Source organism: Clostridioides sp. ES-S-0108-01 (genome assembly GCF_020662285.1).
GTDB lineage: Bacteria > Bacillota > Clostridia > Peptostreptococcales > Peptostreptococcaceae > Clostridioides.
Window position 1 is genome coordinate 67,430 of record NZ_JADGMN010000006.1, and the last position, 13,046, is coordinate 80,475.

A 13,046-nucleotide genomic window follows, 5' to 3' on the forward strand; every position below is an offset into this window, starting at 1 on the left:
TTTAGATTAAACGTAATCATTTTTCATTGATATATGAATTATCCTTGACTTACGACACTTATCGAGGTCAAAATAGCTACAGTTACAAAGAACATTACTGTTATAGCGATTACTGATGCTAGCATTATTATCATTAAATTTGCAACTTCATTTAAAAAATTAGATATTCCATCTTCTCCAACAGGCTCTACAATTATTGCCGCTAATTTGTATACTACTATCACTGATAAAATTTTTATCACTGGAAGCAAACAAATTCCAACAAGTAAGATAAGTCCTATTCCTCCAAATATATTTTTTATAAGCTGAGATGAAGATAATAAAATATCCACAGAATCGGATACAAATCCACCGACAACAGGAATAAAATTACCTATAGCAAATTTAGCAGTTTTTACACTGAATTTATCAAAACTAGTTACATACAAGCCTTGTATAGATACAAGACCCAAATAAACTGTAAACATCGCTCCAATAGAAACATAATTTATTTGTTTTACAAAGGAGAAAAATCTCTTTAGCCTTATATTTTTTGATAAATTGTTTATTATTAAAATTCCAAATGCAATAGTAATAGATACAAATAGGAAGTTTTTAAAAAATACATTTATAAATGTTACTCCTCCTATGAAGATAGGATTCAAAGTGGTAGATGTTATTGGGAATCCAATTAAAAGTAAAAATGTTATTAATATTGGCATTATAACTTGCATAAGACCTACAGTATGGTCTATTGCATTATAGCAAATCTGTAATACATCTTTGAAACCAACAAGTGTAAGTGATACCATTGTGATAAATATTATATATGTTGCTATTTGACTTACTGCACCTGATGAAAAAGAGTTTTCTAGACTCTTTAAAATGGATGATAACAGAGCCAGTACCAAAATCACTGCTACTACTTTTAAACTTGCTTTAAATTCATCAAACATCAATATCTTCAATCCATCTTTATTGAATAAATCTAAGATATTTTTTTCTCCACTAATTAAATCTTTTACAAACGATTTTAAATTAACATCATTAATAACTATTTCTTTATTTATATAGTCTTGAATTTCATTTATATCCAGCTTATCTAACTGACCATCTATATATTTATCTATGCTATTTTTTGTTTCACCATATTCTTTATTTTCACTACTTGGTACTTCATTAGCAAATATCATAATAGCAAAGATATTTATAAAAAAGAAAGTAAATAAAAAACCTATAATCATTGGTAAAAATCTTTTTTTCATAAGCAACCATGCCTCTCTTCACTCTATAAACCTCAATACAACTAAAGCTCTCTAATATACCCATAGTCATTCCAAGATATACAACTATGGAATTATGTTTACCACCATTTCTACAATGGATAAAAGTATAGGGAAAGACATTGACATAACTATTATCTTACCTCCAAACTCTAGTTTTGAAGCAATGTTTCCTTCCCCACAATCTTTACAAAGTTGTATCGCAAATTCCATTAAGTATGCTATCCCAATTAATTTTATTATTAATGATATATACATAGTCGGGATATTAGCCTTATTAGCTAAATCTTGTATACTATCTACTATGAAATTTAGCTTAAACATAACTGATAGTAGTATTATTACTCCAGTTATTATTGCTATGAAATTTGCTATCTCTGGTCTATCTTTTTTAATTACTAAACAGAGTGTAGTTGAAATGATTGCAATTCCTATTAATTGCATTATTTCCAAATTACTCCCTCCTCTTTAGTAAAGTTGAAACATTGTTCTTACAGTATTAAACAAATCACTTATTTCTGTTATTACCATGCCCAATACGATTATTACACCTGCTAATGTAGTAAGACCTGCCCAATCTTTTCTATCTGTTTTTTCCAATATCATATTCAATACTGATATTAGAATACCGACACCTGCAACCTTTAATATCAATGATATTTCCATAATAAACCTCCCCATATTAAATCAATATAATACATATACCTATACCTATAAACGTCACTAATTTTTTATACAATACGCCTTTTTTGTTTATATCTTCCTTTGTCTCATAGGTTTGTTTTTTCAAATTTTCTATAGATAAATCTATCATTCTTTGTTGTGACTCTATATCACTTTTCCCTAAAGTAAGTATTAGATTTTTCAGTTCCTCGATTTCTCTATTACCTAGATAAGTTTCTTTATTTAAGACATCAATATTTTCTGATATTATCATTTCCAAAGTTTTACTTCGTTCATTGTGAAGCCCTTCTGATATTTGATAGAAAAATTTCCAAAAACAAAACTCTTTATTTCCACCTATTCTATTAAAAATTTCTTCTAATGTATAAAGCCCGAAAGATAAATCCATCCTCAAAATTTCTAAAACTCTTATTAAATCGTTTAATTGTTTATGTCTACGAGTATAAGTTTTGTATATATGTTCACCTATTAAATAACTACTTCCTATTAAAAGAGCTATAATAATTATTTTAATTTGCAAAATACCATCTCTTTTCTTCTAAATCATAAATTTTTTCAATCGTTCCTGCTCCTCTTTTTGCAGAAAGAATTATAACTTTTTTAAATAATTCTTTATCTAGAAGTCTACTTAACTCTTTTCTATTTTGTATATCATCTATCGAATCCCCATGCACAGTAGTTATTAATCCTATCCCTCCATTTAATGCTGTGTATAATACCTTTATTTCTTTTTCACTTCCAATCTCATCTGTCACAATAACATTTGGTGACATAGACCTTAAAAGCATCGTAATACCCAAGTCTTTTGGGCAAGTTTCTATTATATCAGTCCTTATTCCAACATCCATTTGTGGAACACCTAGATAAGCACCTGCTATCTCATTACGCTCATCTACCAGAGCTACTTTCAAACCTTTAAATCCATAATCCTCATTACCATTACTTAAATTTCTTACTATATCTCTTATTAAAGTTGTTTTTCCACATTGAGGTGGTGATATTATCAATGTATTATTAATCTGATTTTTTCCCTTTATGATATGACTTAAAATCTTATTAGAGCATCCAATAATTTCCCTTGATACTCTTATATTTAAAGATGATATATGCTTTATGTTTTTGACTTGTCCATCTTCTACTATTACTTTTCCAACTAATCCTACTCTATGACCACCTCTCAAAGTTATAAATCCTTTTTTTATATCGTCCATAAATGAATGTATTGAATATTTACATATTATTTGAAAGGTTTGCTCTACATCTTCTCTTGTTACTACATATGAGTTTTGTTGATTTAAATCGAGGGTCATAGTTTTTTGATTGTAAAAATAATCTTTAGAGTTTGCATTTAGTATCAATGGTTTTTCTGAGCGTAACCTAATTTCTTCTATGTTTAGATTATTGTTTGAGACTTTTTCTACCTTTTCTCTTATAGTTGTAGAAAGAGAGTTTATTATTTCATCAGAAAGTTTATTCATTTCTTGTCCTCCTCCTTTGTTTATATAATTCTATTTATAAAGGACAAGGAATATTACCAAAACATATATATTTTTTAAATAATGTTTATCAATAAAAAAAGTAAATCTATTTATTTAGGATTCATTTAGTAAGTAGGTTCTGTTAAATTACTATTATTAATCTTTATAATATATTACTCAATAAAAAAAGACACTTCCATTATGAAGTGTCTCTATAATATCTACATTTCTTTTATTATACCTTTCTTATAAGCCATCAAAAGTAGTTTTAAATCTTCTATTTCTTCTTGTATTTTTACTCCTTCATCAGTATCTCTCACCATTTTTCTCTCTGTTTTATGCTCTACTACAACGGTTGTGGATAAAATATCGCTTTCATTTGCAATGGCTTCTTCTGCAGAATTAAATGGTTCATGTGATACTAATTGTAAGGTTCTAGAATTGTATATCAAAGTGTATCCAGCTATACCAGTAGTTTTTTGGTAAGCTCTAGAAAAACCACCATCTATAACGAGAATTTTACCATTAGCTTTTATTGGACTCTCCCCATTTTTACTTTCCACAGGAACATGACCATTTATTATATGTGATTCATCAAGTTCTAAATCAAATTCTTCAAATATTTTTTCACAAGCCATCTCATTTTCTCTAAGCTTAAAATATGGATTCTTATTTTCTTTATGAGTCTCTTTTTCTGCTATAAAATACCTTTCAAATGTAGTCATATCATCTTTTCCAAATAATGATGAACATTTTCCAGTCCACAAATACCACATAATATCCATACCATATAGTTTTTCTTCTGCTTTATCTTTAAAGAAAAACCCTTCTCTTGCTAGAGATTCCATTTTATCCATAAGAACTTTACCTTTATACTCTTTTCCCATTATATTCATAGACATAAAACTTCCATCTTCATTTAATGGTACACATCCATGAATCAATAAATTTGAGTTTGCTTTTAAATATATACTTCCTTTAGAAAATAAAAATGAAACATGTTTTTGTAATTTTTCACTGCCTCTAAATGAAGATACTAATTTATCCATAACGTTTTTTTCTTCTATTGTTAATTTATATGGGTCTTTTTTGTCTATTGTAGGCAAATAGGTATCTTTTAATTTATATGTTTTCCCTTTTAAAGTAATCGTACCTTCATTATAATTTATCATGTTGAGCAAAAGTCTATGTTCCATCTCAAACTCAGGTCTTCGTCTTATAACTTCACCTTCAAGCTTAAATTGAATTATACTTATTGCTTTATGCATTTTCGCCATTAAAGATTTTTCTGTTGTTGTTACACTTTGGTCATTAATCTTTGGAATAAATTCTTTACAAGGGTCATCTTCATACATCTCTATAGCAAAAGTGGCTAAAGGCAATAGATTTATTCCATATATGTCTTCTACAATGTCTAAATTCGCATATCTAGCTGATATCCTAAGTGCATTTGCTATACAAGTTTTTTCACCTGACGCTGCACCCATCCATAATATATCATGATTTCCCCATTGAATATCTACACAATGATGCTCAATAAGCTTGTCGACAATTATATCTGGTCTTGGACCTCTATCATAAATGTCTCCTATTACATGCAGTCTATCCACAACTAATTTTTGTATAACTGTAGAAATAGCAATTATAAACTCTTTAGCTATTCCTATATCAACTATTGTTTCAACTATACTTTTATAGTACTCTTCTTTATGCTCACTTTTAACATGCTCGTGCAAAAGTTCTTCTATTATGTATTTAAAATTTTCTGGTAAAAGCTTTCTGACTTTAGACCTAGTATATTTGCTAGAAGCATACTTACAAAGTTCTATAAGCCTATAAATATTTATTCTATAAAAATCATCTATATTTTCCTCTTGCTTAATTATTAAATCTAATTTTTGTTCAGGATAATATACAAGAGTTGCTAACATTTTTTTTTCACTGTCTCTTATTGTATTTGAAAACAATTCTTCTATTTTTCTCTTTATTACACCAGAACCATTTTTTAATACATGGACAAATGGTTCATATTCACCATGTACATCTGTTATAAAATGTTCTGTTCCCTTTGGAAGATTTAATATAGCCTCTAAATTTATTATTTCTGTACTTGCTTTTGATATACTTGTATATTGTTTTGACAATAACTTTAAATACTTAAGCTTGCTGTTTAAATAATCATCTGATATTTTACACAGATTTTTCATAATTCGTCCTCCAAAATTATATTAAGTTATATTCTTTTTTAATTATACCATACTTAATATACTTTTCCCGAGATAAAATATACACTAATTATATTCCCAATAAAAGTGACATTCCTATTAAATTAGTATAAATACCATTATAATAACATTCTTTTTTTAGTATAGTCTCTACTTCAAATCCAACTTTTTTGTATAATTCTATAGCATTATAATTTTCTTCATTAGTGACAAGAGTTATTTTCTTAGTTATTCCATTTGATTTACACCATTCTATAAGGTCTAACATAAGTCTTTTACCCAATCCAATTCCCCAATATTTTTCTTTTACAACAATTCCTAATATTCCAACATGCTTTCCTTTCGCTTTTTGATTAGAATCAATCGTCGCAATACCAACTATTTCACTATCTATAAATGCAATCAATTTTACTGAATTATCAGACGACTTCGCTTCTTCTATAGCATTTTCTTGTTCCTCCAAAGATATTTTATATTCATCCTTCCCAAATGAGAGAAAATGAGTTTCTCCACCTACTTCATTATAAAAATCTATAATACTTTGAGCATCTTCTTTTACTCCTTCTCTAATAATCACGTCTACACCATTTTTTAATGTTATTGTTGGCATAAATTTACCTCCTAATAAGTTTTTTTATCTATAAACATGATACTATTGTTTTTATTTTGTTACAATATTTTTCACGTATTAATAACAATATAAGGCTATATTAAAATAAAAAACTAATAATATTTTAATATAACCTTATATATAGTTATTTGTATTTAATTTTCTGCCAATATTTAACTTTAGCTTAATAAACTATTATAATATAATTAAACTATTTTCTTTAAATTTTCACCATAAACCTTTCTATTATAAGACTTCATTATAAAGTATAATGGTACTCCAATTGCCAAAGCTCCTAATCCCATAATTAATTGATGCATAGATGCTTGGAATAATAACCATGTCCCAACGCATACGGCAATTAGAGGAATCACTGCTCCAAAAGGAGTTTTAAAAGTACCTACTAATTCTGGTCTTTTCTTTCTAAATACTAATACTGATAAAGATGTTGGTATGTACTGTATAAATCTAGCAACTGCACTTATCGCTGCTAATTCAGCAAAGCTTCCAGATAAAGCTATTGGTATAGTGATTAGCATAGTAGCTATTATTGCTACATATGGTGTACCTTTTTTATCTTTTCTTGCAAATATTCTTGGTAACATTTTATCATCAGCTAAAGCCACACAACTTCTTGGATTTACGAAAGCACCACACATACAAATTCCACCAACAGAAACTAATGTTCCAAAAGTAACTAATCTAGCACCCATATTTCCAAAACATATTCTTGCAGCATCTGCAACTGGTGTAGATGTGTTAGATAATGAATCTCCTAATATACCAACACATACAACTTGATTTAATATATATATTATTGATGCAATTACTATTACACTTATAATTGCTATTGGTATATTCTTTTTAGGATTTTCCATATCTTCTGCTGCAACTGCTATAGATTCAAATCCTGTAAATGAATAAAACATTAAAAGTGCTGCTGCTCCAAACTCTGTTGCTCCAGCTCCTGGAGGTACCATTGTTGAAGTAGTAAAATTAACTCCTTTTATAAAAAATATTCCTATTCCTATAAATAATATTAATGGAATTAGTTTACCTACAGTTATAACATTTTGTACAATTTTTGATAGAGATACACCTAATAAGTTTATAATTGTAAGTCCAACTATCATGGCTACAATTATAATTTTTTGTATATATGGGTCACCTGCTGGAGCCCATACTGCTGATAATGATGTAGGAAAACCTACTATCAAAGCTCCCCAGGAGATACATCCTATTACCCATTTCATAAGACCTACTTCAAAACCACAAAAATCTCCAAAAGCTTCTTTAGTATATACATAGGCAGCACCGTTTTTGTTAAATTTACCTGCCACCTCAGCAAAACAGAATGCCATAGATAAAACTAATAACATATCAAACATGTATACAAATATACTTGCTACACCAAATGCTTTCATTGCATCTCCTGGTAATAGGAAAACTCCAGCTCCTACTACTGAATTAATACCTAAAAGTATAATACTTATCAATCCCATTTTATTCTTTTCATTCATGCTCAATCCCCCCAAGGTATATTATAAATTTGAACAAATATTTATAAAATATTTAAATAAATTTTCCATTTTACTACAGTAATCTACCATCATTTCTGGATGCCACTGTATTCCTACTACAAAATTTTCATTCTCTTTCTCAATAGCTTCTATTATACCATCTTTTGAATATGCTATGGCTTTTAATCCTTTTCCAAGTTGATTGATACTTTGATGATGATAACTATTTGTAAGTAATTGTTTTCCTAAGATTCCTTCTAAAATGCTTCCTTCTTTAACATCTACTTTATGAGTAGCTACATGTCTTTTGGAAGATTGTGTATGTTTTATATAACTTCCTTCTATAAGATTATTATCTTGATACAAAGTTCCTCCTAAACTTACATTTAAAATTTGTAGTCCCCTACATATACCCAATATAGGCTTTTTAAGTTCTAATGCTATACTTATTGCAATTAAATCAAATTCATCCACTTCTGGATATATAAATGTCGTTTCTTCTCTTATTTCTTCTCCATATAACTGAGGATTGACATCCCATCCTCCAGATATTAAGACTCCATCAACCATCTCAATCTGTTTTCTTATAACTTCTTTATCTGTATTTACTGGAATGATGACTGGGCTACCTCCACCTTTTAGTACTGCATTTATATAATCATTATTTACATATGACCTTTCAAGACCTGGAAACATACCATTTTCCATTATTATTAAATTTCCTAAAATCCCTATTATTGATTTCATAATTAAACTCCCAACTAATCGATTGTTTTATGTATTTATTCTATATTTATATAATTTTCCAATGCTAGAGAAAGCTGGTCTGGGCAAGATGTTGGCTTTGTTTTACACTCTATTCCTTTTAATTTTTTAATTACATCTTCTATATTCATACCTTCAACTAATACCTTTATCCCTTTTAAATTTCCATCACATCCACCTATGAAGTTTACATTTGTAACTTTATTTTCTTTTACCTCAAATTCAATTTCTGTAGCACAAGTCCCTGTTGTTTTGTATTTCATAATTAAACCTCCCAATTATTTTGTCGTCTTATCTTTATAAATAGCAATATACATGCCAAAATTTATAATTATTTTTATTTATTATTTATTTAGTATTTTCAGCAGTTTTATTAATTGTATTTTTTATTTTTAATTCTATTTGCACTTTTCTTACAAATAAAAATAGGTAATGGGTTATTTTATTTTAACCTATTACCTATCTAATCCTATTTTTAAAACCTATTAATATTTAATCTTAAATATATAATATTCTTTCTGACATAATACAAACCGAATTCTACAGATATAGAAATTTATTATTTAAATATATATATATTCAGAATATATCATTTCAATATCTGTATACTTAATTTAATTTATGCTATTGTAGAGTTTTATACCCTCTGAAGTTATTTGACTTCCACACCTACCAGATTTAGATGATATATATCCACATTCACTCAAATAAGACAGCACCTTTCTAACTTTACTTTCAGAAATCTCAATCCCTTCCTCCAAAAGTTTTTCGATTATAAATCCTCTTCCAACTCCAGAAGATGACTCCCTTCTTTCATATAAAATCCTTAGTATTTCCTCAAATTCTTTTTTTGTATAGCCAAATCCATCTTCATAATTAGTAGCACATTCTACCTTTATATATGGTGGTAAGTCATCTCTAAAAACCATGCTGTCACACATTAGACTTACATAAGAAGCAACGTTTTGCAACTCTCTTATATTTCCTGGCCAATTATATTTTTCTAAAACAGTTATAACCTCAGGTGAAAGTCTTATATTATTTTTCAAAAAGAAATTCATAAGTGTTATTATATCTTCTTTTCGATTCCTTAATGCTGGTACATCTATTGGCAATACATTTAGTCTATAATACAAATCTTCTCTAAATTTTCCTTCTCTTATCATCTTAGGTAAATTTTTGTTTGTTGCTGCTATTATCCTAACATCTATATTTATAATATTATGAGAGCCTACAGGCATAACTTGCTTCTCTTGGAGTACTCTTAGTAACTTTGTCTGTAATAATGGAGGCATATCTCCAATTTCATCTAAAAATATAGTTCCATTGTTAGCAAGTTCAAATAAGCCCTTCTTTCCTTCTCTTAAAGCTCCTGTAAAAGAACCTTTCTCATATCCAAATAGTTGACTTTCTAATAGACTATCTGGAACTGCTGCACAATTGACTGCTATAAATGGTTGATTTCTTCTATTAGAAGCATTATGAATTGATTGTGATAACAATTCTTTACCAGTACCACTTTCTCCTATTATTAACACAGAAAGGTCTGATTTAGATATTTTTTTAGCCAATTCTATACACTTTATCATATTTTTATTTTTAGTTTTTATATCTTTAAATGTATATTTTGCTATTTGCCCTTGTTCTCTTAATTTATTAGTAAGATTTTGTTCTAATTTTTTTATATACGTTATTTCTTGTAGATTATAATATACACCAGCTTTATTTCCCATAGAAAAAATACTTTTTTTATTTACATTTATATATTTTTTATTTGTAAATACGACTTCATCAATTATTTCTTTGTCTCCAAGTAGAATGTTTAAATCTTTAGAAATAACTTCTTCTATGTTTTTACCTTGTGGATTCTCATTTATACCTAAAATTTTTAAAGCTTCTTTATTAAACGTGTTTATAACACCATCTGCTGAAGTAAATATTATTCCATCTTTGGATAGATTTAATATAACATCTTGTTCTTCTATTTTTAGAAACAATTGTCTATAATTATCTTTAACTCCATTATCTAGGCTTATTAAGCTCTCAGAATATGCCATTAAGTTTTTACGTATTTCTTTAACATCAATTCTAAGACCATTTATTATTTCTATAAAAGTAGATATATCAATATATCTATTACCAAGGTCAATTACTTTATTTATATATCTTGGTACTTTTTCTTTTACTCCAGGCGTTATAGCTATATCTATATTTTTATAAATTTTTCCTTCAATATAGGGAGTAAACTTTAAATTTTTTACTCCCATCTTGTAAAATAAGCTTATCGTTTCTAAGGTAGTTTCTTTTGTATCATTTACAACCAATACCTCTGTTCCATTGGGTATTGAAAATAATCCATATATTTCATTTTCCTTAAGAGTTCTCCTTACCACTATAATCTTACTATCTTGTACTAAATGCTTTCTCATGCTATTTAACCTATCATCATTCATTACTAATACAAAATCACCTTGTATTTTATCATCCTCTTTTAAATTTTCTAAATAATAATGGTTTATATCAATATAATCGCCTAAAACCAAGCGTATATTTTCTTCTAAAAAAGATGACAATTTGGTTATTTTATCAGTTACTATAGCTATTGATTGTTTCATATTTATACCTCTTATTTATACAGCATACAATTACTTATATACCACTTTATTCCTACCCAGTTGTTTTGCTTTATATAGATTTTTGTCAGCCTCTTCTAGTATATTTTTACTATTCGAAATATGAGCTACACCTGCACTTATAGTCACAGTCACATCTTCATTCCATTTTTTATTAGCAATTGCAACCCTTATATTGTCAATGATATCTACTACCTCTTCTCCAGACTTATTTCTTATTAACACAGAAAACTCTTCTCCTCCATACCTAAAAATTTTGTCTCCTTTCTCCAACATAGCACAAATAGTATTTGTTATACCCTTTATAACAACATCACCAAATTTATGACCATAATTATCATTTATGAGTTTGAAATTGTCAATATCTATCATTACAAGTGCAAAATTATCATCTTTCTCTCTGTACTTTTTATACATAATATCAAAACTTTTTCTATTATAAACATTTGTAAGCCCATCATGTAAATTTTGTGTTTTAAAATAATTCAGTCTATTATATAAAAAAGTAGACCCTAATATAGCAATTAAAATTACTGTAAATAATATTTTATAATATTTCATTTCTTTTTTAGTTTTTTCAAATAACTCACTTTCATTTGATACTTTATCAATTATATAGAAACTAGTCTCTGAATCTCTTATACTTTTGTTCTCTTTATATTCATTTATTAACACCTTTTGATACTTATTTAAAGATTTTACATTTCCTTGTTTTTCATATATATTTAATATCTTATTTAAATTTTTTATTTTCTCTTGAGTTAACTTTCTTTCGGTAGATATCTCTAAGCTTTTTTTATAATTATCTATTGCAGAATCATAATTTTCTCTTTCATACTCTAAATTTCCCATAGCCATATAATAATACATATCTTTATCTAATATATGAACTGTTCTATCAGATTTTATAAGATAATCAGCTCTTTCTAAAAAAGTCTTTGCCTTTTGTACATTATTTTTTCCTACATATGCATTTGCCTGCATTATAGAAGCTATTATCTCAAAATCATTGTAATCATCCGCATTTACAAATTTTTTATAATCTTTTACTCTATCAGCTGTTTCAATAGCTTTATCATATTCTCCCAACTCTACGTATATTTCTGATAGATTTATAAGAGCATATAATCTAACCATCCCATTTTTTTCACCTTCATCAATATCTATCTTAAAAGAATCTTTTATTAATTTCTCTCCTGTTTCATAGCTACCTACCTTTAAAAATATGCTCGCCAAATCAACATCTAGTCTTGCTTTTTCATAATTATCCCCCAATTTCTCGGCCAATTTTATAGACTTTACAGTTAAATCTACTGCTTTAGAATAATTATTATCCATTATATACACTGATGCTAATCTTTTTTCTATATTAAATCTACACTCATCAGATAACTTTACATCTGATTCTCTCATCTTTTCTAAAGAATCAATAACTATCTTCGTTCCATCTGGAATATATGAAATAGTCTTTAACATATCCCAAACTTCATTATATACTTTATTGTATTTTTTTTCTGGGATAGATTCAAAAGAAGCCTTAACCACTTTTTTTGCTTCATCATACTTCTTATCTGCCACAAGACTTTCAGACATAGATTTTCCCTTATTTATAATTTCTCTTTCTTTCAGTCCATTTTGGTCATACTTTACAAACAAAATAATACTAATAAGTATTATGCATATAAAAATTAACTTTTTAGGTAACCTCTTCCTTGGTAGTCTAAAATTCAAAATTTTAGTCCTCCTTTTGTATATTGTAAAATGAAAACTTGCATATATATAAATAACCTCTTAATAATTAATAATACAATATATCAAAATGATTTACAACATATGCTAGAATTAAATCTTAACAAAAAAATCTCCTAA

At 27.5% G+C, this 13,046-nt stretch carries 12 protein-coding genes; all 12 read right to left on the minus strand.

Going from position 1 to position 13,046, the window contains the following annotated elements; all coding sequences use genetic code 11:
- Window positions 1–38: 38 nt before the first annotated feature.
- A complete protein-coding gene (gene spoIIIAE / locus IR152_RS07685) occupies window positions 39–1,244 on the minus strand; it encodes a stage III sporulation protein AE (protein WP_227451193.1) in 1,206 nt (401 codons plus the stop codon).
- 84 nt (window positions 1,245–1,328) lie between these two features.
- Complete coding sequence (spoIIIAD, locus tag IR152_RS07690; RefSeq protein WP_003428424.1) at window positions 1,329–1,706, minus strand: stage III sporulation protein AD; 378 nt, start codon at window positions 1,704–1,706, stop codon at window positions 1,329–1,331.
- Window positions 1,707–1,730: 24 nt separating this feature from the next.
- Window positions 1,731–1,928 carry a stage III sporulation protein AC gene (spoIIIAC, locus tag IR152_RS07695; protein WP_009888937.1) on the minus strand — a complete coding sequence of 66 codons (198 nt, stop codon included), beginning with the start codon at window positions 1,926–1,928 and terminating at the stop codon, window positions 1,731–1,733.
- 16 nt (window positions 1,929–1,944) lie between these two features.
- Window positions 1,945–2,466, minus strand: a complete 522-nt coding sequence (locus tag IR152_RS07700; protein WP_227451194.1) for a stage III sporulation protein AB — start codon at window positions 2,464–2,466, stop codon at window positions 1,945–1,947.
- Window positions 2,456–3,424, minus strand: a complete 969-nt coding sequence (gene spoIIIAA, locus IR152_RS07705) for a stage III sporulation protein AA (protein WP_227451195.1) — start codon at window positions 3,422–3,424, stop codon at window positions 2,456–2,458. Before spoIIIAA ends, IR152_RS07700 begins: the two co-directional genes overlap by 11 nt.
- A gap of 221 nt (window positions 3,425–3,645) precedes the next feature.
- Complete coding sequence (locus IR152_RS07710) at window positions 3,646–5,631, minus strand: fructose-1,6-bisphosphatase (RefSeq protein ID WP_227451196.1); 1,986 nt, start codon at window positions 5,629–5,631, stop codon at window positions 3,646–3,648.
- A gap of 88 nt (window positions 5,632–5,719) precedes the next feature.
- A complete protein-coding gene (locus IR152_RS07715) occupies window positions 5,720–6,259 on the minus strand; it encodes a GNAT family N-acetyltransferase (protein ID WP_227451197.1) in 540 nt (179 codons plus the stop codon).
- A gap of 206 nt (window positions 6,260–6,465) precedes the next feature.
- Window positions 6,466–7,779: an APC family permease gene (locus IR152_RS07720; protein ID WP_227451199.1), complete on the minus strand. Its 1,314-nt coding sequence runs from the start codon at window positions 7,777–7,779 to the stop codon at window positions 6,466–6,468.
- 21 nt (window positions 7,780–7,800) lie between these two features.
- Window positions 7,801–8,526, minus strand: a complete 726-nt coding sequence (locus IR152_RS07725; RefSeq protein WP_227451201.1) for a gamma-glutamyl-gamma-aminobutyrate hydrolase family protein — start codon at window positions 8,524–8,526, stop codon at window positions 7,801–7,803.
- Between the two features lie 35 nt (window positions 8,527–8,561).
- The gene (locus tag IR152_RS07730) at window positions 8,562–8,807 is read right to left on the minus strand and encodes a TIGR03905 family TSCPD domain-containing protein (RefSeq protein WP_227451202.1); all 246 of its coding nucleotides are present in this window, start codon (window positions 8,805–8,807) and stop codon (window positions 8,562–8,564) included.
- Between the two features lie 351 nt (window positions 8,808–9,158).
- Window positions 9,159–11,159: a sigma-54 interaction domain-containing protein gene (locus IR152_RS07735; protein ID WP_227451206.1), complete on the minus strand. Its 2,001-nt coding sequence runs from the start codon at window positions 11,157–11,159 to the stop codon at window positions 9,159–9,161.
- A gap of 30 nt (window positions 11,160–11,189) precedes the next feature.
- On the minus strand, window positions 11,190–12,908 hold the full coding sequence (locus IR152_RS07740; protein WP_227451207.1) for a GGDEF domain-containing protein: 1,719 nt from the start codon (window positions 12,906–12,908) through the stop codon (window positions 11,190–11,192).
- Window positions 12,909–13,046: the final 138 nt, after the last annotated feature.

Excerpts from the sequence above, each read along its gene's own strand:
- spoIIIAE (WP_227451193.1), bottom strand. The coding sequence starts at position 1,244 with ATGAAAAAAAGATTTTTACCAATGATTATAGGTTTTTTATTTACTTTC.
- spoIIIAD (WP_003428424.1), bottom strand. The coding sequence starts at position 1,706 with ATGCAATTAATAGGAATTGCAATCATTTCAACTACACTCTGTTTAGTA.
- spoIIIAC (WP_009888937.1), bottom strand. The coding sequence starts at position 1,928 with ATGGAAATATCATTGATATTAAAGGTTGCAGGTGTCGGTATTCTAATA.
- spoIIIAA (WP_227451195.1), bottom strand. The coding sequence starts at position 3,424 with ATGAATAAACTTTCTGATGAAATAATAAACTCTCTTTCTACAACTATA.
- IR152_RS07710 (WP_227451196.1), bottom strand. The coding sequence starts at position 5,631 with ATGAAAAATCTGTGTAAAATATCAGATGATTATTTAAACAGCAAGCTT.
- IR152_RS07715 (WP_227451197.1), bottom strand. The coding sequence starts at position 6,259 with ATGCCAACAATAACATTAAAAAATGGTGTAGACGTGATTATTAGAGAA.
- IR152_RS07720 (WP_227451199.1), bottom strand. The coding sequence starts at position 7,779 with ATGAATGAAAAGAATAAAATGGGATTGATAAGTATTATACTTTTAGGT.
- IR152_RS07725 (WP_227451201.1), bottom strand. The coding sequence starts at position 8,526 with ATGAAATCAATAATAGGGATTTTAGGAAATTTAATAATAATGGAAAAT.
- IR152_RS07730 (WP_227451202.1), bottom strand. The coding sequence starts at position 8,807 with ATGAAATACAAAACAACAGGGACTTGTGCTACAGAAATTGAATTTGAG.
- IR152_RS07735 (WP_227451206.1), bottom strand. The coding sequence starts at position 11,159 with ATGAAACAATCAATAGCTATAGTAACTGATAAAATAACCAAATTGTCA.